Source organism: Klebsiella sp. 141198, assembly GCF_050600785.1.
Taxonomy (GTDB): domain Bacteria; phylum Pseudomonadota; class Gammaproteobacteria; order Enterobacterales; family Enterobacteriaceae; genus Klebsiella; species Klebsiella aerogenes.
The window spans coordinates 216,906-239,796 of sequence record NZ_JAQIRM010000007.1 but is presented as its reverse complement, the minus strand read 5'-3'; the positions used below and the strand labels follow the sequence as shown (position 1 = coordinate 239,796).

Annotated in this window: 25 protein-coding genes; 5 read left to right on the top strand and 20 right to left on the bottom strand. The window is 57.1% G+C overall.

Going from position 1 to position 22,891, the window contains the following annotated elements; translation table 11 throughout:
* The first annotated feature begins 171 nt into the window (after positions 1-171).
* Positions 172-636 (top strand): anaerobic ribonucleoside-triphosphate reductase-activating protein, encoded by a 465-nt coding sequence (gene nrdG, locus PGR10_RS22485; protein WP_047055717.1) that lies wholly within the window; start codon positions 172-174, stop codon positions 634-636.
* Between the two features lie 3 nt (positions 637-639).
* Here nrdG and PGR10_RS22480 read toward each other — a convergent pair whose 3' ends face one another.
* From PGR10_RS22480 to pmbA, 14 genes are all read right to left on the bottom strand, one after another.
* On the bottom strand, positions 640-924 hold the full coding sequence (locus PGR10_RS22480) for a type II toxin-antitoxin system RelE family toxin (RefSeq protein WP_430924126.1): 285 nt from the start codon (positions 922-924) through the stop codon (positions 640-642).
* Positions 914-1,156: a type II toxin-antitoxin system RelB/DinJ family antitoxin gene (locus PGR10_RS22475; RefSeq protein WP_002886901.1), complete on the bottom strand. Its 243-nt coding sequence runs from the start codon at positions 1,154-1,156 to the stop codon at positions 914-916. The genes PGR10_RS22480 and PGR10_RS22475 overlap by 11 nt, the downstream gene beginning before the upstream one ends.
* A gap of 77 nt (positions 1,157-1,233) precedes the next feature.
* Positions 1,234-3,144, bottom strand: a complete 1,911-nt coding sequence (locus PGR10_RS22470) for a BglG family transcription antiterminator (protein WP_213794684.1) — start codon at positions 3,142-3,144, stop codon at positions 1,234-1,236.
* Between the two features lie 22 nt (positions 3,145-3,166).
* Positions 3,167-4,318 carry a lactonase family protein gene (locus PGR10_RS22465; protein WP_087858329.1) on the bottom strand — a complete coding sequence of 384 codons (1,152 nt, stop codon included), beginning with the start codon at positions 4,316-4,318 and terminating at the stop codon, positions 3,167-3,169.
* A gap of 125 nt (positions 4,319-4,443) precedes the next feature.
* Positions 4,444-5,184, bottom strand: coding sequence for a 2-dehydro-3-deoxy-phosphogluconate aldolase (gene dagF, locus PGR10_RS22460; protein ID WP_430924125.1), 741 nt, complete (start codon positions 5,182-5,184; stop codon positions 4,444-4,446).
* A complete protein-coding gene (locus tag PGR10_RS22455) occupies positions 5,181-6,299 on the bottom strand; it encodes a DgaE family pyridoxal phosphate-dependent ammonia lyase (RefSeq protein ID WP_395226849.1) in 1,119 nt (372 codons plus the stop codon). The genes dagF and PGR10_RS22455 overlap by 4 nt, the downstream gene beginning before the upstream one ends.
* Positions 6,283-7,416: an amidohydrolase/deacetylase family metallohydrolase gene (locus tag PGR10_RS22450; protein ID WP_430924124.1), complete on the bottom strand. Its 1,134-nt coding sequence runs from the start codon at positions 7,414-7,416 to the stop codon at positions 6,283-6,285. The genes PGR10_RS22455 and PGR10_RS22450 overlap by 17 nt, the downstream gene beginning before the upstream one ends.
* Before the next feature lie 111 nt (positions 7,417-7,527).
* Positions 7,528-8,172 carry a DUF4310 family protein gene (locus tag PGR10_RS22445; protein ID WP_015368573.1) on the bottom strand — a complete coding sequence of 215 codons (645 nt, stop codon included), beginning with the start codon at positions 8,170-8,172 and terminating at the stop codon, positions 7,528-7,530.
* Between the two features lie 13 nt (positions 8,173-8,185).
* Positions 8,186-8,962, bottom strand: coding sequence for a DUF4311 domain-containing protein (locus PGR10_RS22440; RefSeq protein ID WP_015368574.1), 777 nt, complete (start codon positions 8,960-8,962; stop codon positions 8,186-8,188).
* A gap of 21 nt (positions 8,963-8,983) precedes the next feature.
* Entirely contained in the window at positions 8,984-9,283 is a 300-nt protein-coding gene (locus tag PGR10_RS22435) for a DUF4312 family protein (protein WP_015368575.1), read from the bottom strand.
* A gap of 2 nt (positions 9,284-9,285) precedes the next feature.
* Complete coding sequence (locus PGR10_RS22430) at positions 9,286-9,648, bottom strand: SFCGS family glycine-rich protein (protein WP_015368576.1); 363 nt, start codon at positions 9,646-9,648, stop codon at positions 9,286-9,288.
* A 10-nt stretch (positions 9,649-9,658) separates the two neighbouring features.
* The gene (locus PGR10_RS22425; protein ID WP_015368577.1) at positions 9,659-9,997 is read right to left on the bottom strand and encodes a PRD domain-containing protein; all 339 of its coding nucleotides are present in this window, start codon (positions 9,995-9,997) and stop codon (positions 9,659-9,661) included.
* A 278-nt stretch (positions 9,998-10,275) separates the two neighbouring features.
* A complete protein-coding gene (gene cybC, locus PGR10_RS22420; RefSeq protein ID WP_015368578.1) occupies positions 10,276-10,662 on the bottom strand; it encodes a cytochrome b562 in 387 nt (128 codons plus the stop codon).
* 64 nt (positions 10,663-10,726) lie between these two features.
* The gene (gene pmbA, locus PGR10_RS22415) at positions 10,727-12,079 is read right to left on the bottom strand and encodes a metalloprotease PmbA (RefSeq protein ID WP_045360325.1); all 1,353 of its coding nucleotides are present in this window, start codon (positions 12,077-12,079) and stop codon (positions 10,727-10,729) included.
* 94 nt (positions 12,080-12,173) lie between these two features.
* On the opposite strand from pmbA, the gene yjgA reads away from it, so the two are divergent.
* Positions 12,174-12,725 (top strand): ribosome biogenesis factor YjgA, encoded by a 552-nt coding sequence (gene yjgA / locus PGR10_RS22410; protein ID WP_015368580.1) that lies wholly within the window; start codon positions 12,174-12,176, stop codon positions 12,723-12,725.
* 53 nt (positions 12,726-12,778) lie between these two features.
* Here yjgA and PGR10_RS22405 read toward each other — a convergent pair whose 3' ends face one another.
* On the bottom strand, positions 12,779-13,300 hold the full coding sequence (locus PGR10_RS22405) for a GNAT family N-acetyltransferase (protein WP_430924123.1): 522 nt from the start codon (positions 13,298-13,300) through the stop codon (positions 12,779-12,781).
* Between the two features lie 68 nt (positions 13,301-13,368).
* Entirely contained in the window at positions 13,369-14,742 is a 1,374-nt protein-coding gene (gene mpl / locus PGR10_RS22400) for a UDP-N-acetylmuramate:L-alanyl-gamma-D-glutamyl-meso-diaminopimelate ligase (RefSeq protein ID WP_087858324.1), read from the bottom strand.
* 174 nt (positions 14,743-14,916) lie between these two features.
* Here mpl and fbp point away from each other — a divergent pair, with 174 nt between their 5' ends.
* Positions 14,917-15,915, top strand: coding sequence for a class 1 fructose-bisphosphatase (gene fbp, locus PGR10_RS22395; protein ID WP_015368583.1), 999 nt, complete (start codon positions 14,917-14,919; stop codon positions 15,913-15,915).
* Positions 15,916-15,957: 42 nt separating this feature from the next.
* Here the strand turns inward: fbp and yjfF are convergent, their stop codons facing one another.
* From yjfF to ytfQ, 4 genes are all read right to left on the bottom strand, one after another.
* Entirely contained in the window at positions 15,958-16,956 is a 999-nt protein-coding gene (gene yjfF, locus PGR10_RS22390) for a galactofuranose ABC transporter, permease protein YjfF (RefSeq protein ID WP_015368584.1), read from the bottom strand.
* Positions 16,943-17,968, bottom strand: a complete 1,026-nt coding sequence (gene ytfT / locus PGR10_RS22385; protein ID WP_015704197.1) for a galactofuranose ABC transporter, ATP-binding protein YtfT — start codon at positions 17,966-17,968, stop codon at positions 16,943-16,945. Before ytfT ends, yjfF begins: the two co-directional genes overlap by 14 nt.
* Positions 17,969-17,978: 10 nt before the next feature.
* Positions 17,979-19,481, bottom strand: a complete 1,503-nt coding sequence (ytfR, locus tag PGR10_RS22380) for a galactofuranose ABC transporter, ATP-binding protein YtfR (RefSeq protein WP_015704196.1) — start codon at positions 19,479-19,481, stop codon at positions 17,979-17,981.
* 103 nt (positions 19,482-19,584) lie between these two features.
* The gene (gene ytfQ, locus PGR10_RS22375) at positions 19,585-20,541 is read right to left on the bottom strand and encodes a galactofuranose ABC transporter, galactofuranose-binding protein YtfQ (RefSeq protein WP_020079801.1); all 957 of its coding nucleotides are present in this window, start codon (positions 20,539-20,541) and stop codon (positions 19,585-19,587) included.
* Positions 20,542-20,945: 404 nt separating this feature from the next.
* Here ytfQ and ppa point away from each other — a divergent pair, with 404 nt between their 5' ends.
* Positions 20,946-21,476, top strand: a complete 531-nt coding sequence (gene ppa, locus PGR10_RS22370; RefSeq protein WP_087858319.1) for an inorganic diphosphatase — start codon at positions 20,946-20,948, stop codon at positions 21,474-21,476.
* Positions 21,477-21,550: 74 nt separating this feature from the next.
* The gene (locus tag PGR10_RS22365; RefSeq protein WP_430924122.1) at positions 21,551-22,738 is read left to right on the top strand and encodes a hypothetical protein; all 1,188 of its coding nucleotides are present in this window, start codon (positions 21,551-21,553) and stop codon (positions 22,736-22,738) included.
* Positions 22,739-22,891 lie beyond the last annotated feature (153 nt).

Here is a 22,891-nt window from a genome sequence, read left to right as displayed (position 1 = left end):
GAGCAAGGCGGCAAACGAAGGAATCCCAGACGGCCTGTTGGGTTTCCTCAAATCAGTTGGCGTTGTAGCAAGGCGGCAAACGAGTAAGTCCCGGGGAGCTTACTGGAGTAAGTGACCCGGGCGAGTGAGCGCAGCCAACGACGCTGCAGCGGCAAATGAGAAGAGGAAACAATGAATTATCACCAGTATTACCCCGTCGACATCGTCAACGGCCCCGGCACCCGCTGCACCCTGTTTGTCTCCGGCTGCGTCCACGAATGCCCCGGCTGCTACAACAAAAGCACCTGGCGGGTAAATTCCGGTATGCCTTTCACAACCGGGATGGCCGACCGCATCATCGCCGACCTCAACGATACCCGCATTAAACGCCAGGGGCTTTCACTCTCCGGCGGCGATCCGCTGCATCCGCAAAACGTCGCGGAGATCCTCAATCTGGTTCAGCGCGTGCGCGCCGAATGCCCGGGCAAAGATATCTGGGTCTGGACCGGCTATAAGCTCGACGAGCTCAATGACGCACAGATGCAAGTCGTGAACCTGATTAACGTGCTGGTCGACGGTAAGTTTGTGCAGGATTTAAAAGACCCGGCGCTTATCTGGCGCGGCAGCAGCAACCAGGTCGTGCATCATTTGCGATAGCGTTTAGAGCCGTTTATTCGCCTGATGATAAACGGCCGCTTTCTCTCTTTTGCCAATGGTAATAACGTAAACCACCACCACACTATCTCGTACTTGATACACCAGCCGATAACCTGACGCCTTAAGCTTGATTTTGTAGCAATCCGGCAAATCGCTCAGCCTGGCCGACTCCATTCGCGGATTCTGCACAATCTGCTGGAGCTTATTTTTGAACTGTTTTTTGACCGTCTCGCCAAGCTTCTGCCATTCGCGCCAGGCTCGTGGATCAAACTCCAGTTCATAGGTCATCCAGACTCACCTTAACCCCCGGCCGTGGGTTTTCCAGCCGCTCGCGAACGGTGCGTAACAACGCCGCTTCGCCATCGCTGATGGTCATACTTTTCACCGGCATGCGGCCATTTTCCGCAATGTATTGAAACAGCAGGCGTACCGCCTCCGTTGGCGTCATATCGAGTTTCTCCAGCACGGCATAAGCCTCTTTTTTGAGTTTATCGTCCAGTCGAACATTGAGCGTGGCCATTATGCCTCCAGAAAGGGGAATGTTGTAATGCAGTATAGCATTACATTTGAATTACATTCGAATCTGGAAAACGCCTCTCAAAACCGGCTGACGCACTCCATCGCCACCGTTTTAAACTCATCGAAGCTGCGGGTCGCGGCGAGGCGGCTCATGGCTCGCTCGCGCAGGAACGTCACAAAAATATCGTAAATCGCCATCGCCTCTTCATACTCGCTCTTACTAATAGCGAGCAGGAAGATGATATGGGCGGTTTCGTCGCCCCAGGCGATTCCCTGCGGAGCAATAACGGTATAGACCACCGTCTTTTTCGCTAACAGGCCGAGGGCGTGCGGCAGCGCAATACCGTCACCCAGCATGGTGCTGACAATCGCTTCACGCTCGACCACCGAATCATGAAACTCCGCATCGACAAAACCTTCTTGTTCCAGCTGCTGGCACAGCTCGGCGAACAATGTTTGCTGATCCATCGGCTTATCGATCACCCGGAAGTGGGCGGCATCGAAGTACTTATTCAACATCCACGGACGGGTACGGTCCACCAGCACCAGCTTGCCAATCTGATCCAACTGGTAATCGGTGGGGAACGGCGCGATGGTCACCACCGGTTTATCTTTTTCGCTAATCCGCACCGTTGAGATAACAAAGTCCTCATCGATCGCTTCTCGCTGTTCATACTCGCGCTGGGAAATGGTGGCGGCGATCTCCAACTGCGGATATTTGCGCTGCAGGATCGCTTCGATCATCCGCACCATCGCATTGCTGGTATCGCATACCAGCAGTACGTGCGGTTGGCGCTGGTAGCCAATGTTGTAGTGGCGTTCCAGCCCGACGCCGATATGCAGCACCAGAAAGCCGATTTCGTTTTCGCTGATGGTATAAGGGGTGTATTTGCCCCAGCTCGATACCGCGGCAAGTGTCATATCCCATGCCATCGGATAGTGCTGTTTGATGTTATCGAGCAGCGGATTGGGGATCATTATCTGATAGCGCACGCGGGTGATCATGGTCTTAATGTGGGTCAGCAGATCGGCGTGCAGCTGGGCGTCGTCCAGCAGGTTGTAGTTATACTGGCTGTTGATGTAACGCAGAATGTAATTGACCAGCGCTTCGTCATCGTCGGCGCTGATCGTTTCCGGGTCGACATCCTGTACCTGGCGAGCGGCGATATGCACGCACAGCCACTCTTCTTCGGCGGGCGAGAAGGGTTTTCCGGCCAACCGCTGTAGCTCTCCCGCCAAATCACGCGCGGCGTCGCGGACGTTTTGCGCCACATCTTCGGCGCTAAAATCGGCCAGCGGGTAGCCTTCACTCACGCGGCGCACCACAACCGCGCCGTACAGGCAGATAAAGCGCTCGCCGACATCGGTGAGGCGAATATGATGCCGCGTGAGCGTCTCCTGCAGCACCGGTTCCAGTTGCGCAGGAACATCCGCTTCCAGCGCCTCGGCGCTAATCAACGGATTAATGCCGCCCTGCAGCGTCAGCTCCCACAGTAAATCGGTCAGGCAGGCGCGAATCGATACCTCGCTGCCGAACAGCTTCATGCCGTGGCGCGGGCGGGTTTCAAGAGTCAACTGATAACGCTGGAAGCGCTCGCGCACCTCGACCATATCATTCTGCAGCGTGGCGCGGCTGACGAACCACTCATCGGCCAGATCTTCCAGCTTGATGGAGAACGCCGAGGTCAGGAAACGCACCAGCAAAAAGTGGATGCGCTCCTGGGCGGTACGCGGCACGTGCTGCGTCTTCGGCGCCGTCTCCTCCAGCGCCTGAAAACGCGATCGGTCGTCAATCTTCAACTGATAACCGCTACCGCGGTTGAGGGTAAACTGCGCGCCATACTGCGCCAACAGCGCATTCAGCGCGGTAATATCGGCGCGCACGGTACGGGTAGAAACCGACAGCCGCTGCGCCAGTTCATCCTGCGGCAGCGTTTCATTTCGCAGCAGGGTGAAGAGTTGCGCTAAGCGTTGGTTGGGAAATCGCATGTCAGTTCCTTGTTGTTACGGCTCAGGGTTGGGCGGATATCACCATCTGCGATGGGCTACCGACCGGCGTGTAGTCTGAGGCAAAGGTTAATTTGCCATCCTTCGGCGCCACGCTAAAACGGGTAATATTATCGCTACGCTGGTTCATGACGTACAGCCACTGCCCCTGATTATCCAGCGTCAGCGTACGGGGGTAATCCCCACGCGTCCAGATATCCTCCTGGTGGCTCAGGCTGCCGTCAGCCAACACGCTAAAGTGAGCAATGCTGTTATGCAGGCGGTTGGCGACGTATAGCTGTTTGCCATCGTTGCTCAGCACAAGGCCCGCGGCAAAGCTGGTGCCCTTATACTCTTTCGGCAGCGCGGAGACGGTTTTGCCTTCGCGCAGCAGGCCGCTTTGCTTATCAAGATGATAGAAGGTCAGCGTCGACGCTTCTTCGTTAATCAGCCACAGACCGTCGCCCTTTGGCGTAAAGACGAAGTGGCGCGGACCGGCGCCCGGCGACGAGGCGGCGATAAACGGCGGATCGTTTGGCGTCAGTTTGCCGCTGGCGCTATCCAGCCGATACTGATAGATCCGATCCAGCCCGAGATCGGTGGAGTAAACAAACTTTCCGCTGGGATCGGCGGCGATCATATGGGCATGCGGGCCATTGTGATCGCTAATAGCAAAGCTGCCCTCGACGGCCGCCGCCGGACGTTCGGCGCCGGCCGGACCTTCATCCTGATGCACATCCACCGCTTCGCCCAGGCTACCATCTTCTTTCACCGGTAGCACGGCGGTGCTGCCGCTAACGTAGTTGGCCACCAACAGATATTTACCATCCGGCGTCAGGGAGAGATACACCGGCCCGGCGCCGCCGGAGGCAACCTGGTTGAGTTCCGTCAGCTCGCCGTTCTTGTCAATTCGCCACGCCTGCACCACGCCTTTTTCGACTTCACTGGCGGCATACAGCGTTTTGCCATCGCGCGACACGGTTAGCTGCGCGACGTTCGGCAACGAGCTTACCAGCGCCTTATCGCGCAGAGCGCCGGTTTTGGCATCGACGGTAAAGCGATACAGACCTTCGCCATTAGGATTATAGGTGCCAATCCAGGCGTAGTGGGTTTGCGCGGCGGCGCCGGCGGCAAGCAAAGACAGTGAAGCAACAAGCAGGTGACGAGCGGTTGGCATGGTAACTCCTTGATGGTTCGGTGGGATAAGTTTCCCCTCACCCCGGCCCTCTCCCAAAGGGAGAGGGAGAAAACCAGATGGTTCCCTCTCCTTCCGGGAGAAAGTTAGGGTGAGGGGCAAAGGCACTACTTCACTAACTGTTTGGTCATCTCCAGCAACTGGCGCACATCGGCCGGGCGGGTGTTGCCGCTGGCTTTATCGATAATCGAGCTGTAAATATGCGGGATGATTTTACTCACGCCGGCATCCAGCGCGATTTTCAGGATCTCGCTGTAGTTTTCCAGATCGATACCGCCGGTCGGCTCCAGCCAGAAATCGTGCGCGGCGCAGGCTTTGGCGACGGCTTCGAACTCAGCGCGGTGCTTCAGGCCGCCCATCGGGAAGTATTTGATAGAGCTGCCGCCCATATCTTTCAACAGCGCGATGGCGGTTTCCAGCGGAACAATCCCATCCGCCGCGCCGCTGCTCAGCGGGCCGGTTGAGATCTTCAGCATTCCCGGCGTGCCGGTCGGCGAGACCAGGCCATTCACCACGGTCTCATTCTGCCCGAGCAGCGCGCGGCTGGTAGCCACGCCGGTGAAGACCTGGTTGACGTGCTGCGGCTGCACCTGGCGAGAAATCTCGCTCACCATCGCCGACTGGTTTGGGTCGCCTGCGCCCAGCCCGACGGAGAGCGCGTTATCAATCAGCTTCGCGTATTCACGCATATCGGCCACCGCGCTGGCGACGTCTGGATAGTTTTTGGAGAGCACGCCGACCAGTACGTGACCTTCCGCCGCGTCGTAAATTTCACGGGCGTTGTCTTTGCTGCCCGCCAGTACGTTCAGACACACGCGGTCACGGTAAAAGTTTGGGGTCAGTTTCATGCTTTTTTCTCCTTATTCAGAACTTCTGCGATGCGGCGAGCGACCACCTCCAGCTGCTGCGCGTTCACGCTGCGGACATCGGCTTCAATAATGCCTTCATTCGCTTTATAGCCGCGGAAGTAAATGGCGTATTCGCCCTGCTTCAGCGCGTTAACCAGATCGCCGGTATTCACGCCAGTGGTCGCTTCATCAAATTTAATTTCGGCACGAGCGATATCGCGGCCCGCGCTATCCCACACCACCCGCGCGGTCACGCCGTTGAGAGTGTTGAGCTGTTCGATAAACGGCGTCATCTTGGCTACCATCTGCTGGCCGCTCTCTTTGGTCGCCGTCAGGTAGTGTTCAATCGCGCAGGTCAGGCCGAGGATGCCCTCTTTGCCCACTTTCATCGCCCGGCCAATTCCCATCGACTGGCGTTTAACCCATTCAACGTACTGGGTTTTGCCAATCACCAGCCCGCTGGTCGGCCCTTCAATCGCTTTCGCGCCGCTGTAAATCACCAGGTCGGCGCCCATGCGGTAGTAGCACTGCAGATCTTCTTCCGCCGCCGCATCGACGATCAGCGGTAAGTTATGCTGGCGCGCCACTTCCGCGGCCTGCGCGACGTTAAGCATGCTTTTTTGCACGCAGTGGTGGGATTTGATATACAGAATCGCCGCGGTGCGCGGAGTGATCGCCGCCGCCAGCTGTTGGGCAGAACATTCGTTGGCGTAGCCCGCTTCCACCAGCTTACCGCCGCCCAGCGCCACCATGGTGCCAACCGGCGCGCCGAAGTTGACGTTATGGCCCTTCGGCAACACGATTTCGTTATTCTCAACTGGCGTAACGTGCAGGTTCTCCAGCAGCCAGTCGCTGTCTTTCACCAGCACCGCTGCGACCGACTGGGCAATCCCCGCCGACGCGCAGGAGACAACGGTCGCCCCTTCCACATCCAGCAGTTTGGCGATGTACTCGCCGGTTTTATTCACCAGGTCTTTCATTTCAAAGTACTGGTTCATACCGGCCATCGCGGCTTCAACCACTTCCGGGCGCGGCGTGGAGACGCCCAGCGCCGTCATCCGGCCTGAAGTATTAATAACTTGTTTTAAATGGTATTTCTCAAAAATCGAAGGCATGTTCCGCGCTCCCTTGTTCGGTCAGATAGCCCTTGCCCGCGCGAATCGCGGCCAGCGGCACCAGAATGTTGTCAGCCTGCAGGCTCTCTTTTTCGGCATCCACCAGCAACGTGGGCTGATGCTGCAGGCTAAATAGCGTTAAATCGGCATCAAAGCCCGCTTCCAGACGCCCTTTACGCGCCAGGCGCAGCCCCTCGGCGGCGCTGACGGTCACGCAGTCAATCACCTGCGGCAGGGTCATGCCGATGGCGAGGAACTTCGACATCACTAGCGCCAGCGAGCGCACCGGGCCATCGATACGGTTACGGCAGTAAATATCGGAGCTAATGGTGTGCGGCAGAATGCCCATCGCAATTGCCCGCCGCGCCACTTCAAAGTTGAAACTTGCGGTACCGTGGCCGACATCGAGGCGCACGCCGCGCTGCAGAGCGCGAGTAATGGAGCTGCGCAGCTCGCCGGCAGGATTAAGAATACGGTTCGGCTTGCCGTTATAGCAGTGGGTAATGATGTCGCCGCTGCTCAGCAGATCGGCGATTTCATCGAGGTTCGGCGGGTTATTGCCGATGTGCACCATCAGCGGCAGATCGCCGTTTTCCTGCTGAATGGCCTTGGCGCGCGCCAGCGGCGTAATGCCGTTTTCGCCGACGACGCTGCTGCTCATCCGCGCCTTCAGGCCGACGATAAAGTCAGGATGACGCTGCACCGCCTGCTGCACCGCGGCGGCGTCGATATTGGCCATATTCGCCAGCTCATTCTGCGCAATCAGCCCGACGCGGGAGATGTTGAGCAACGCATAAACTTCCGTCGCCGCTTTGCGGGTCAGTTGATAGAAGTCATCAACGTCGTCGGCGCCGGTGCTGCCGGCATCGATCACGGTGGTGACGCCGGTGGCGATGCCGACGCTATCCGGCTCATCGTGATAAATCGGTGAATTCGGGTAGCAGTGAACGTGAGAGTCAATCCAGCCAGCGCTGACGTAAACGTTGCCGTTCAGCTCAATGGTTTTACGGGAGGGCGCGCTAATCTCGCCCAGCGCCGCGATTTTCCCGTCCTGGATGGCGATATCAGTCAGGGTATCGTCGACGAGGCGCGCACGGCGCAGGAGTAAATCAAACATAGCTATCTCCTGATGAAAGAGTGAATCTGTTGCCGGATGGCGGCGTACCGCCTTATCGGGCCTACAAATCGCGCTGACTTGTAGGCCAATAAGCGCAGCGCCATCGGGCAATTAGCTAATCGCAATCGGGAAGATGGAACCGAGGATCATCGCGCCGAGGATGGCGCCGCCGGTGATCGGTTTCTGCCAGATGTAGAACAGCAGTGCGCCAACCAAAGAACCAATCCCAATAGGAATAGACGCCGTCATCGCGCTGAGGATGATCAAGGGGCCGAGGAAGCGGCCGGAGGCGTTACCGGCCCCCATCATTACGTCAGCGCCGTAGGTGGAGTCGCTCTGGTTGATGGTGAACTTACGCGCCAGAATGATGATGTAGCCGACCGCCAGGCCGAGGATCAGGCCGGTTGCCAGCGACGCGGCGAAGTTCGCCACCGGGAAGACAAAGCCCGCGCCGAGCAGCAGCGCCGGTACGCCGAGGCCGATACCGGTCTGAATGGCGCCGCCGATATCCAGAATCCCCACCAGCGAACCTTCGATGATGCGGGCGAACAGGAAGCTCGCGCCGAATGCCGCCACCGCGCCGTACGCGCCGGTATCAATCCCTGCCTTCAACATCGCCACGAAGGCCACTTCGTTAAAGGCGCCGATGCCGTACAGATAGTACATGTGCGTCCCGGCGAAGACGCCGGAGGAGAGCAGGCCAACAAAGATCGGGAACGACCAGTCGGCATACCAAAAACCTTTATTCTGTTCCATTATCAGGCTCCCGTTACTTGCCGCTGAGTGAGTTGTGGATCATGTCCAGCCAGTTCGGCACGGTCAGATGGAAGGATTCGAGCATCTTCATGTCGAAGCCGCGGAAGAAGCCGCTGAGGACAAACAGCGCGACAATGGCGATCATCATCACTTTGGTTACCCGGTTCCAGCCGCTCTCTTCTACGCCTTTACCGATCAGGATCCCCAGTACCAGACCCGGTACGGCGTTACCCATAATCAGCTGCGCCGCGCCGCCGAAAATCGTCGCCCAGAAGCCTGATTTCTTACCGGCATCAATAGCCGCCAGCCAGAAAATCACCGGCATCACGGTGTTCACCAGCAGGTTTGCCGCCGGAACCAATACCTTAACGGCGGTGACCTGCAGCGCTTCCGGTACGGAAGAGGCGGTCAGGTTAAGGAAGGCGACGACGATCATGCCGATGATGCCGCAGGCAATCGCCATTTTTTTCGGATCGTGTAGCGTTTCGCCAACGTTACGATTTTTCACCATCAACGCCGCCGCGCCCCAGTTCGGGATAATGCGGTGGTCAACGTCCTGGGTGAAGGAGCCTGCTGCAACGGAAGAGGCCCAGGCGTTAAAGAAGAAGCCGAGACCAAAAGAGAAGTGAGAAGCTGGATCGCCTTCGCAGGAATTCAGCTCGCCCAAGGTACGAAACGCCCCCATCCCTTGCGTGGTGGGCGCGTGAAACATGCGTGCCGCTCCGGCGCCCACGCCGACGCCGACCAGGCCGCCGATGATGAGCGATTTTATTAAAATTATCAGGAACATAATCTGACCCTTTGGTAACAATCAGGTTTGCGTGACGAAATCCACTTTATCGAGATCGATGGCGGTCACGTTGACGGTGACGTCCAGCTCCACGCTGTAGGTCCGTCGTTCACGGCGCAAAAAGATGAACAGAAACGCCTCTTTTCGTACCGCTTCGCGCGCATGAACAACCGTCACGTCCTGTGGCTCAATACGCAGTAGGATGCGCGATGATGACTTCATCACCGCAGCCTGCACATGGTTCAGGGCATCGGCGAAGGCCCGTGATTTGCTTTCGCCTTTGCCTGCAACCCTCACCGTGGTGGTGAATTGCTCTTTCATACTTATGCGCCGTATTTCTTTTTCCAGGCTTCAACCAGACGCTCGCCCAGCTCTTCTTTATCCATGAAGCCGAAGCCCAGCACGTTGCAGCCTTCGTTGATGGCGGTGACGCCCTCTTCAATAGAACGCATGCCGTATTTTGCTTTGTAGCCGTACTTGGTCTGCGCGGTGATAGCGCCTGCGCCGCCGCTGCCGCAGAAGGAGATGCCGAAAGAGGCGTTTTCCGCTTTCATCATGTCGCCAAGTTTCATGTCTGCAGCAACGCCAGGGACGACCACTGCACGTGCGCCGGCTTTTTCTGCGCCTGCCGCGACTTTTTGTCCTTTACCCAGACGGTCGCCAATAACTACGGTGATTTGTTCCATGTTTTGCTCCTTACAGGTTTTCTTTTGCGACTTCGAAGTGGACGGACAACAACCATGCCTCTTCATCAGGCAGGTTGCCGAACTGCGCGACCACTTCGCGGGCCAGCATCATTGAATCTTCAGAAATTTCTTCGAACAGACTGGCATCCACTTCCGGTAGCGGTTCGCCGCTGATTGACCGGTGGGCCATGGCCCGCACGTGGGAAGTCAGCATTTGCTCCTGAACGTCGTTAGGGACGATGTCGTGACGGCTTAACAGGGCGAAGACCTGCTGTAACATCTTGTCAGCCAGGCGTTCGGTCTGCGCCGCCTGCTCCCCTACGTCGTTTATTACCGCTCCGTTATTCACTTGTGTTACCCCGCTGATGTCTCTGGAATCCAAAGTAGCGCCGGGGGTCAGGAGTTTGTAGCGAGTTGTTTTCCACTTCGAAGTGGAAAGGGAGAAGGCTTAGGTGATCGACTCCACATATTCACCGGATAAATGTAAAAACAGGCGATATGACGTGATACGCATCACAACAATGCTCGAGGTTGAGCGGAAAAAGACCGGAAAAAGAAAAGGGAAAAATGTGATACAGGTAGGCTTTTAGGCGGGAGACATCGGCTGACGCCTCCCGAAAACGGCGATTAGCGATACTTCTTATGGTAGGTATTGCGGGTAGTTTTGAAGTCCTCCGCGGCGGCCTGCGCCTCTTTCAGCTTACCGGCGTCAGCTAACTTCAGCGCGCCGTCGATCTGGCCGACCAACGTCTCCAGACCGTGGCGGAAATCTTTCATCTCCGGGCTATCGGCCGCTTTGCCTTCCAGTTTTGGCGGCGTCTCTTTCTGGGCGTCAACCGCAGCGGTACGCATCTTATTCAGCGCCGCTTTCAGCTCGCCAATGTCTGAGGTTTTCTGTACCACCTGCAGGTTTTCCGCAAGGGTGTCCATGTCTTCGCCAAGGTCGGCGAACGCCGATGCCGAACCGAGCGCAAAAGCAGAGACGGCCAGCATCGCTAACAGTTTTTTACGCATTGCTCACTTCCTTTTTATTATGAAGATATCAAGCGGGCGCGGCAGGACGCGCCCGGCACACAGGTCATTGACCGGCGATTTTCATTTCCGGCAGCAGTACGGAACCACACTGAATATTGCTGCGCGTTTCGATATCGTCGCCGACGGTGACAATATTACGCCACATTTCTTTCAGATTTCCGGCGATGGTGATCTCACTGACCGGATACTGAATTTCGCCGTTTTCTACCCAGAAACCGGATGCGCCGCGCGAGTAGTCGCCGGTCACGCCACTGACACCCTGCCCCATCAATTCGGTGACCACAAGCCCGGTGCCCATCTCTTTAAGCATCTTTGCAAAACTCAGGCCGCGGCCGTTGATGCGCCAGTTATGGATGCCGCCGGCGTGGCCGGTGCTTTTCATACCCAGCTTACGCGCGGAGTAGTTAGTGAGCAGCCACTGGGTCAGCACGCCGTCTTTGATGATGTCGCGACGTTCGGTGCGCACGCCTTCGCTGTCGAACGGCGTGGAGGCCAGCCCCTTCAGCAGATGCGGATGTTCTTCGATGGTCAGCCACTCCGGCAGGATCTGTTTGCCGAGGGAGTCGAGGAGGAAGGTCGATTTACGGTAGACCGCGCCGCCGGCGATCGCCCCAACCAGGTGGCCAAACAGCCCGGTAGCCACTTCGTTGGCGAAGATAACCGGCGCTTTCATCGTCGACAGCTTACGCGGCGCCAGGCGCGACAAAGTGCGGCGGGCGCATTCGTTGCCGACCCACTCCGGGGTCTGTAAATCGCCAAGGGCGCGGCCAATGGTGTAGGCGTAGTCGCGTTCCATATCGCCGTTTTCTTCGGCAATCACGCAGCTGGAGAGCGAGTGGCGGGTAGAGCAATAGCTCTGGAGCATGCCATAGCTGTTACCGAACACTTTAATTCCATAGTGGCTGTTGAAGCTGCCGCCTTCGGTATTGGTGATACGTTTGTCGGCCTGCAGGGCGGCCTGCTCGGCGCGGGCCGCCAGCTCGATGGCTTCATCGGGGGAGACCTCCGCCGGATGGAACAGGTCCAGATCCGGGGCGTCAAAGGCCAGCAGTTCTTTATCCGCCACGCCGGCAAACGGGTCCGGCGAGGTGTAACGCGCGATATCCAGCGCCGCCTGCACGGTACGGGCGATAGCGTCCGGGCTCAGGTCGGTCGAAGAGGCGCTGCCTTTACGGTTTTGATGATAAACGGTGATGCCGAGCGCGCCGTCACTATTGAATTCAACATTCTCCACCTCACCGTAGCGGGTGCTGACGCCGATGCCGGTGGTCTTGCTGACGGAGACTTCCGCACCGTCGGATTTGCCTGCCGCCAGTTCCAGTGCCGTACTAACGGCTTCTTCCAGCGTCTTACGCTGCTGTGCAACTTGAGAGATGACTTTCATTGCTAATGCCATAATGTAAGAAGGAGTTAACTGAAGTCTAACAGAGAACCGTTTTTCAGTGCGCGCCTTAACTGGTAACATTAGCCTCTTTTTTAAGGAGCCTGAGATGACAAAGCAGCCCGAAGACTGGCTCGACGACGTGCCCGGTGATGACGTTGAAGATGAAGATGATGAAATTATCTGGGTCAGCAAGAGTGAAATTAAGCGCGATGCGGAAGAACTGAAGCGTCTTGGCGCGGAAATGGTAGACCTCGGTAAGAACGCGCTGGATAAGCTGCCGCTCGATACCGACCTGCGCGACGCCATTGAACTCGCCCAGCGTATCAAGAAAGAAGGCCGCCGCCGCCAGCTGCAGCTGATTGGTAAAATGCTGCGTAACCGCGACGTCGATCCGATTCGCCAGGCGCTGGATAAGCTGAAGAACCGTCACAACCAGCAGGTGGCGCTGTTCCATAAGCTGGAACAAATCCGCGATCGCCTGATTGATAATGGCGATGATGCTGTCGTAGAGGTATTGAACCTATGGCCAGACGCTGACCGTCAGCAGCTGCGCTCACTGATCCGCAATGCCAAAAAAGAGAAAGAAGGCAACAAGCCGCCAAAATCCGCGCGCCTGATCTTCCAGTATCTGCGCGAACTGGCCGAGAACGAAGGCTAATTCCCACGCTAACCGCCATCTCCCGGATGGCGGCGCGTTGCGCCTTATCCGGGCTACCCCATCACCTCACGCCCTAAATCCTCGGCAAACTGCTGATACTGCGCCGGATCGATCGGTTGCGGATAGCTCAACACCAGCAGTTCATGATCGTCGATCCCTTGATGATAGGTCGGATGCCGGTGCGCCCAGGTATTGGCATGGAATCCCATCGACTGATAAAAGCGCAGCCGCTTATGGGCGATTTCGCTGGTGAGCGGATCGATTTCCAGAATAGTCAGCGGCGCACGCGTCAGGATCTGCGCCAGCAGCTGTTTGCCATAGCCGCGCGAACGCAGGGTGTCGTCAATCGCCAGATGTTCGATATAGCTATAACCGGCAAACTGCCAGCAGCCGCTCAGGCCAATAAATCCCCCGTCATCAAACCAGGCTTCCAACGCATAGTGCGGGTTGCTCAGCGCCTGAAGTTTGGCGTCGCTTTCGCGCTGTTCGTGCCATGGAAAGGCGCGGGCGTACAGCGCGTCAAGCGCGGCGAAATGGGGCGAATCGGTAGAAAGTACTCTTTCACAGGTCAGCATCACACAATCCCTGGTGGCGAAAACAAAACTGCCCCCACGCGGAGGGCAGTAACCGGAAGCGTTCGCGCTTACTCTGCCGCGGCCGCTTTTTGCGCCAGTTTATCCAGCAGCTTCTGATGAATGCCGCCAAAGCCGCCGTTGCTCATCACCAGAATATGGTCGCCCGGATGCGCGGTTTTCACGATCATATCCACCAGCGTATCGACGTCGGCGCTCCAGTGCGCCGGCTGTACGCAGGCTTCCGCCACTTCCGCCACCTGCCACGGAATATGCTGCGGCTGTAGCAGGAAGACTTCATCGGCGCGGCCCAGAGACGGCGCCAGATCGTCTTTGCAGACGCCCATTTTCATGGTGTTGGAGCGCGGCTCCAGCACCGCCAGAATACGCGCGGTGCCGCCGACTTTGCCGCGCAGCGCCTGCAGCGTCGCGAGGATGGCCGTCGGATGATGGGCAAAATCGTCGTAGACGGTCACGCCGTTGGCTTCGCCGCGTAGCTCAAGGCGGCGGCGGGCGTTGATAAAGCTGCCCAGCGCGTTAGCGGCATCCGCCGGCACCACGCCAACATGACGCGCCGCGGCAATCGCCATCAGGCCGTTGTGCATATTATGTTCGCCGACCAGCGCCCAGTTCACTTCGCCAACTTTTTCGCCGTCGAGCAGGACTTCCCACTGCGAGGCATCGGCGTTGAGTTTCTTCGCCTGCCAGTGGCCCTGTTCGCCCACCAGCTCCTGTTCGCTCCAGCAGCCCATCGCCATCACCTGCTTCAGGTTGATGTCGCTCTCCGGCAGAATAATCTTGCCTTTGCCCGGCACGATGCGCACCAGGTGGTGGAACTGTTTCTGAATCGCTTTCAGGTCGTCAAAGATATCCGCGTGGTCAAACTCAAGGTTATTGAGGATCAGCGTGCGCGGGCAGTAGTGAACGAACTTAGAACGCTTGTCGAAGAAGGCGCAGTCATATTCGTCGGCTTCAATCACGAAGAACGGGCTATCGCCCAGGCGTGCGGAAACTTCGAAGTTCCCCGGTACGCCGCCGATAACGAAGCCCGGCTTATAGCCGCAGGCTTCGAGGATCCACGTCGCCATACCGGCGGTGGTAGTTTTACCGTGGGTACCGGCGACGGCCAGCACCCAGCGGTCGCGCAGCACGAAATCGTGCAGCCACTGCGGACCGGACATGTACGGAATGTTGTTTTCCAGCACCGCTTCGACGCACGGATTACCGCGGGTCATGGCGTTACCAATAATCACCAGGTCCGGCTGCGGGTCCAGTTGGCTGGCGTCGTAGCCCTGAATCAGATCGATGCCCTGGTTTTCCAGCAGGGTGCTCATTGGCGGATAAACGTTAGCATCCGAGCCGGTTACTTGATGCCCGAGGGAACGTGCCAGCATTGCCAGCCCCCCCATAAACGTGCCACAGATTCCTAAAATATGAATGCGCATTCGTTACTTCCCTCATTAATCTGACCCGCATTTTACCCATATGTATGCCCCCTGAGAAATGCATTTCAGGCAAATCTGCATTTGCTGGCGCGATTCACCTGTGCGCAGTTTTTTTATTATTTGTTAAGATTGTTGCGTTCGTTTTACTCAACATAAAAATGCAGGGAACGAGTTATGAAAACGTTAGGTGAATTTATTGTCGAAAAGCAGCACGAGTTCTCCCACGCTACCGGTGAGCTGACTGCTTTGTTGTCGGCAATAAAACTGGGCGCCAAGATCATCCACCGCGATATCAATAAGGCCGGTCTGGTCGATATCCTGGGTGCCAGCGGTGCGGAAAACGTTCAGGGTGAAGTTCAGCAGAAGCTGGACCTGTTCGCGAATGAAAAATTAAAAGCTGCACTGCGCGCACGTGATATCGTCGCCGGTATCGCCTCGGAAGAAGAAGATGAAATCGTGGTCTTCGAAGGGTGCGAACACGCCAAATACGTTGTGCTGATGGATCCGCTGGATGGCTCCTCCAACATTGACGTTAACGTCTCCGTGGGGACTATCTTCTCTATCTACCGCCGCGTCACGCCGGTCGGGACGCCGGTCACCGAAGAAGACTTCCTGCAGCCGGGTAACAAACAGGTTGCCGCGGGTTATGTGGTTTACGGCTCCTCCACCATGCTGGTCTACACCACCGGCTGCGGCGTGCACGCCTTTACTTACGACCCGTCACTCGGCGTCTTCTGCCTGAGCCAGGAGCGGATGCGCTTCCCGGAGAAAGGCAAAACCTACTCCATCAACGAAGGTAACTACATCAAGTTCCCGATGGGCGTGAAGAAATACATCAAGTACTGTCAGGAAGAAGATAAAGAGACCCAGCGCCCGTACACCTCGCGCTATATCGGTTCTCTGGTGGCCGACTTCCACCGTAACCTGCTGAAAGGCGGCATCTACCTGTATCCAAGCACCGCCAGCCACCCGCAAGGGAAACTGCGTTTACTGTACGAATGCAACCCGATGGCGATGCTGGCGGAACAGGCGGGCGGCAAAGCCAGCGATGGTAAAGAGCGTATTCTCGATATCATCCCGGAAAGCCTGCACCAGCGCCGTTCGTTCTTCGTCGGCAACGACCACATGGTAGAAGACGTCGAGAACTTCATTAAAGAGTTCCCGGACGCTTAATTTCTGCCTTCCCTTCCCGCCCTGCGGGAAGGGAGTTCCCTGTCAGCGATTCACCGCCCCACCCACGCGAGTCACCGCCGCATTCTGGCGATTTTCCCACAGCACCGTCAGCCCGCGCTGCAGCGCGATGAAGATAAACAGCAGGATGCCGATGGCGATCTTCGTCCACCATGAACTGAGCGTACCGTCAAAGTTGATGTAGGTCTGAATAAGGCCCTGAATCGCCACGCCGAACAGCGTCCCCAGAACCGTTCCGACGCCGCCGCTCAGCAGCGTGCCGCCTATCACCACCGAGGCGATAGCGTCCAGCTCCACGCCGACGCCCGCCAGCGCGTAGCCCGCCTGGGTGTAGATAGAGAAGACGATTCCGGCAAGCGTCGCCAGGCCGGTCGACAGCATATAGATGCGAATAGTGGTGCTACGCGTGGAAATGCCCATCAAATTGGCCGACGTGGCGTTGCCGCCGATGGCATAAACCTGGTTGCCAAAGCGGGTACGGTGGGCGAGGAAAATGCCCAGCACCACCACCAGCAGCATCAGCAGCCCCATCGCGCTCAGGCGGCCGCCGCCGGGGATGGTCCACGCCAGCCCGGACAAAGTGTCATACAGCGGGTGGTTAATGGGAATCGACTCTTCCGAGACCAGATAGCTCACGCCGCGCAGGAAAAACATACCGGCGAGGGTGATGATAAATGCCGGAATTTTCAGCGCATCGATCAGTAATCCCATAAACGCGCCGAAGGCGCAGCCCATGGCCAGTACCAGCGGAAAGGCCAGCAGCGGCGAGATCCCCCAAAAGCCGATCGCTTTGGCGAGAAACACGCCGGTGAAGGCAATCACCGACCCGACCGACAGATCGATACCACCGCTGAGGATCACGAAGGTCATGCCGACGGCGATAATGCCAAGGAAAGCGTTATCGGTCAGGATATTGCAAATCACCCGCGTCGAAGCAAACCCCGGAAACTGGGTCAGGCAGTAGAGATAGCCCAGCACGAATACCGCGAGGGTGATCATCAAAGGTAAATTACGTTTTATCACGGCCGCGTACCCCTTTCAGTAGACCGATAAAGCGCGGCGACTGAACGATCAGTACGCACAGCACCACCACCGCTTTCACCACCTGGTTAAGCTCCGGCGGGAAACCGGAGAGTAAAATCCCGGTGTTCATCCCCTGGATAATCAGCGCCCCCACCACCGACAGCAGCAGATTGAAGCGCCCACCCATCAGCGAACCGCCGCCGATCACCACCGCCAGGATGGCGTCCAGCTCCAGCCACAATCCGGCGTTGTTGGCGTCGGCGCCGCGAATATCCGCCGCCACAATAATCCCGGCAATCGCCGCACAGATGCCGCTCAGCACATAGGCCAGCATCACCACGATGCGGGTATTCACCCCGGCATTCTTTGCCGCACGGATATTGATCCCCACCGCCTCAATAAACATGCCGAGCGCGGTCCGGCGGGTAAACAGCCAGAACAACAGTAGCGTTGCGACGGCAATAATCACCGGCGTCGGCAGCAGCAACAGGGAGCCGCTGCCGAGCCAGGAAAGCGCCGGTGAATCAAAGGTGACTATCTGCCCGGAGGTAATCAGCTGCGCGACGCCGCGCCCGGCGACCATCAGGATAAGCGTGGCCACAAAAGGCTGGATCTTCAGCACGGCCACCAGAATGCCGTTCCACAGGCCGGCCAGCGCGCCTGCGCCCAATGCGGCGAGCAGCACCACCGGCAGGCTGTGCCCGGCGACGGTCATTGAGGCGGCGGTCGCCCCGGCGATAGCCATCACCGCGCCGACTGACAGATCGATGCCGCCGGTGGCGATGACCAGCGTCATGCCAATCGCCAGCAGCGCCACCGGCGCCGCGCGGTTGAGAATGTCAATCGGGCTGCCAAACAGCCGCCCATCCTGCAGCAGCACCTGGAAGAAATGCGGCGCCACCAGGCTATCCACCGCTAATACCAGCAGGAGAGCGATAATTTGCGGCATCCCTTTCGGCCAGCTAAAGCGCCGTTTTGGCTGTCCGCTTTGTGGTACGGTTCTGGGCATCATGCTGGGCTCCTTATGCCGCAATCGCGTTCATGATCGCCGGGACCGATAGCTCGGCAAGCGGGATTTCCGCCACCTGCTGGCGATCGCGCATGATGATCACCCGGTCGGCGTAGCCCACCAGCTCTTCCAGTTCGGAGGAGATAACCAGCAGCGCCAGGCCATCGGCGCAGAGGGTTTCTATCAGGCGAATAATCTCGGCGTGGGCGCCGACGTCGATACCGCGCGTCGGCTCATCGAGGATCAGGAATTGGGGTTTGGTAAGCAGCCAGCGCGACAGCAATACCTTCTGCTGGTTGCCGCCGGAGAGAAATTCGATCGGTTGTTCAGCGCTGGGAGTGCGAATCCCGAGCTGGCGAATAAAACGTTCGGCGATCTCATGCTGTTCACGGCGCGGGATCGGCCGCAGCCAGCCGCGCTGCGCCTGCAGCGCCAGCACGATATTTTCCCGCACCGAAGCAGCGGCGATGATGCCGTCAGTTTTACGATCTTCCGGACAGAAGCCAATGCCGAGGCAGGAAGCCTGATGCGGCGAGCGCAGCGTTTGCGGCTTGCCCTTGATCCACGCTTTACCGCTGTCGGCGGGCTTGATGCCAAAAATGACCTCCGCCGTTTCGGTGCGCCCGGATCCCAACAGCCCGGCCAGGCCGACGATCTCGCCCGGCCGCACCTGCAGAGTAAACGGCGCAATCGTGCCCTTCTTGCCAAAATCTTCAAACGCCGCCACCGGCTTATCGCTAAGCAGCGTGCGCCCGGCGCGCTGCAGCGCCTGATGGTCCAGCTCGCGCCCCAGCATCATTTTGACCAGGTCGATTTGCGGCAGCTCGCGGGTCTCCCGACAGCCGACGAAGCTGCCGTTGCGCAGCACGGTAATACGGTCGCTGACGGCATAGACCTGGTCGAGAAAGTGGGTCACGAAAATCAGGCTGACGCCGTTATCGCGCAGCTGGCGCATCAGGGTGAACAGCATCTCCACTTCCTGAGTGTCCAGGCTGGCGGTCGGTTCATCGAGGATTAATACTTTCGCCGACAGGTCGATGGCCCGGCAGATGGCGACGATTTGCTGCATCGCCACCGAAAAACGGTTCAGCGGTTCGCGCACGTCGAGCGAGAAGCCGTAAGAGGCCATCAGCGCGGTAGCGCGTTTTTCCATCTCTTTGCGCCGCAGCAGACCAAAGCGCTTCGGCTCGCGGCCAATAAACAGGTTATCCGCCACCGACATATTCGGCAGCAGGTTAACTTCCTGGTAAACGGTGCCGATACCCAACTGCTGAGCGTGGGCGGTGTTTTTCGGCGATATCTGCTGCCCTTCCAGCCAAATCGCCCCGCGTTCGGCATGGTACACACCGGTGAGCGCTTTAATCAGCGTCGATTTTCCGGCGCCGTTTTCGCCCAACAGGGCCATGATTTCGCCGCGCCGTAGGCTGAAATTAACGTTATCCAGCGCTTTGACGCCGGGAAAGAATTTGCTTAATCCTTCGGTGCGGAGGATTTCCTGATGTTGGTCGGTGGTCATGATTCCCCCTGCATCACGCCGGATGGCGCTACGCTTATCCGGCCTACAAAAGAGCGCAATGTAGGCCGGGCAAGCGTAAAGCCCCCGGCATTTTCATGAAGGCTTAGTAGCCCATATTTTTCTTCTTCTCTAACTCTTCTTTTGCCGTATCCGGCAGGTAGAGGGTCGATTTGGTGATGGTCAGCTTCTCAGGCAGGGTGCCGTCTTTTTTGTATTTTTCCAGCGCATCAAACGCCGGACCGGCCATATTCGGCGTCAGCTCGACGCTGGCATTCGCCTCACCGGCAATCATCGCTTTATAAATATCCGGCACGCCGTCGATAGAACCGGTGAGGATATCTTTGCCCGGCTTCAGCCCGGCCTCTTTGATGGCCTGAATCGCGCCAATGACCATGTCATCGTTATGGGCGTAGACCATGCAGATGTTCTTGCCGTTATTCTCCGCCTTGATAAAGCTCTCCATCACCTCTTTCCCCTTACTGCGGGTGAAGTCGCCGGACTGCGAGCGGATAATCTTGATGTTGGACGCTTTGGCAATCGCCTCGGCGAAGCCTTTCTTACGATCGATAGCGACGCTGGCGCCCACGGTGCCCTGTAGCTCTACGACGTTACACGGTTTGCCATCGACGGTTTTCACCAACCAGTCGCCAATCAGTTGGCCTTCCAGCACGTTGTTGGCGGTGACGGTGGTCATATACAGCGACTTATCTTTAACGTCGATCGAACGATCGAGGAGGAACACCGGGATATTGGCCTCTTTCGCTTCTTTTAGCACCGGCTCCCAGCCAGTCGCCACGACCGGCGCGATAAAGATCGCGTCCACGCCCTGGGCAATGAACGAGCGCACGGCTTTAATCTGGTTTTCCTGTTTTTGCTGACCGTCGGCAATCTTCAGGGTGATACCACGCTTCGCCGCTTCTTCCTTAGCAACATTCGTTTCGGCCGCGCGCCAGCCCGATTCAGAGCCGACCTGCGAAAATCCTACGGTCAGGTTGGCGGCCATCGCCATAGACGACATAGCTGCCGAAACCGCGGTGACGAGAAGTAAGCGCTTCCACATAAGATGTTCCTCGTAGGGTTATTGTTGGTTAAATGCTCACCTGCGAACAAACTATAGACAATCCGTTATGTAACTGAATGCGTTACATCACACTTCGAAAAAGTAAATAAAATGTTAAGTGGTGCGATTTGTCTGAGCTGAGCGGCGATAAGGCTTCCCGCCCAACGGCATGCCCTGCGCCAATGACGAAAATTTACCTTCTGGATAACCGCCGTTTGCGACATTGAAAACGGTTACACAAATTTATTCAGAATGTAGCTATCTTTATGGATTTTAGGGTTATCTGAGGAAGAGAAATTCAGACGCTTCCTCCTGTATCAAGGCAAAAAGAAGCGAAGACATTCGATGTGAGTTGGCTATAATACCGGGCACTTGTTTGCCAAACATTTTTAAAGGAAACAGACATGAGCTTACTCAACGTACCTGCGGGCAAAGAGCTGCCGGAAGACATCTACGTCGTTATCGAAATCCCAGCTAACGCAGACCCAATCAAATACGAAGTTGACAAAGAGAGCGGCGCGCTGTTTGTTGACCGTTTCATGTCCACTGCGATGTTCTATCCGTGCAACTACGGCTACATCAACCACACCCTGTCTCTGGACGGCGACCCGGTTGACGTGCTAGTCCCAACTCCGTACCCGCTGGAACCAGGTTCAGTTATCCGCTGCCGTCCGGTTGGCGTACTGAAAATGACCGACGAGTCCGGTGAAGATGCCAAGCTGGTTGCGGTTCCGCACACCAAGCTGAGCAAAGAATACGATCACATCAAAGATGTGAACGACCTGCCGGAACTGCTGAAAGCCCAGATCACTCACTTCTTCGAGCACTACAAAGATCTGGAAAAAGGCAAGTGGGTTAAAGTCGACGGTTGGGACAACGCTGAAGCGGCTAAAGCTGAAATCGTTGCTTCCTTCGAGCGCGCTAAACAGAAGTAATTCTGTCTCAGGCAGGGTCATCCCCTGCCTGACTGCGGCACGGATTGCCGCATTATCCTCGTGGAGGGATCCCCGTGAAAAGCACTCGCTATTTCACCCTGAACTATACCGGTTTCACCACCGCGGCCTCTGAAGGGCAAGCCTATTTGCGCCTCATTGCAGGCGAGCATATCTTTTATACCAATAAACGCCATTTTAGCGATCCCACGCTTTTTGACCGCCTGCAGCTTAACCGACCCCTGCACATCGGCGCCCGCCGCTTGCCCAACGGTTGCTACTGGATCCACTGGTTGAGCGACGGCAAAACGTTACTTGAACCTGACCACTTAGCAAAGCCATGGGCCCGGCCGCTGCTGTTGGTTAGCCTGCTGGTCCTCATCGCAACGCTCATCCCCGTCTTTTACATCGATTCAGAATGGGGAAAGATGGGGTTCGGCATTATCGCGGTACTGGCGTTAATCGCGCTGCTATCTGGCCTCTGCGAGCTTCTGTTTCGCCCGGCGTTAAAACTCCTCCCCGATATGCGCGATCTGCTGGCAAAGATGAATTTGGCGGGCCGTGGCGACTTCTCATTTTGTCAGTCGATACAGGCAACGCCGCAGACCGATCGTCAGGCGGCGCTGGCTTTTACAGAAACGCTTCCGCAACGCTATGCCGTCCGGACGGGGAAAATTAGCAATATCATTTTTAAGAAGTGGTTCGCAGGGAATCCAACGCGGGAATACCACGGGGTTGGATTGCAATGCGACACAGCTCCGCTGGCTTTCTTCTGGCAGATCGGTTTCGCCAATTTCGGCCTGCATCCCATTTTTTACCGCCGTCAACCGCCCTTTCTCGCTATCGGCGATCGGATAGTCGCCATCTACCAACGGGAAGATAACGATATCCAGGCGTTATACAACGTCAGTGACGGGGGCGCTTTTCTGAAAAATCATTGGTGGTATCCCGGTAACCGGCAAATGTCGCTACTCTATAACCTGCTTTATGGCATGGCGCTGGCGCTGTACCTGCTTGTACTTGGCATGGAATTATATAATCCCTACAAGTCTGGCAGGAGCTTGTGGTGGTTGTTTCGCGATTCACTGCACATGTTGTCTATATCACTACTTTGTTTCGGCGGAACACTGGCAATAATGGAGCTTATCGGCCCAACCGCCCGCTGTTTATCACAAAGCGTACGCGACTGGCTGGCGCTGCGAACGGCCGTAAGAGGTTACCTCACGCGAGTCACCGCCAACACCACATTAGAGGAAATAGGATAATGTTCAGCACCCCAGCACGACGGTTGTTGTTTCTCGCGCTCACCACGCTGGCGGCCCTTCTGTTGATTGGTAAGAGCCATTTTCATCTGTGGTAATGGCTTTGCCTGAGTCTTCGGCATGGGCTATAGGGAAAAACGCCGCTATTTCATTAAG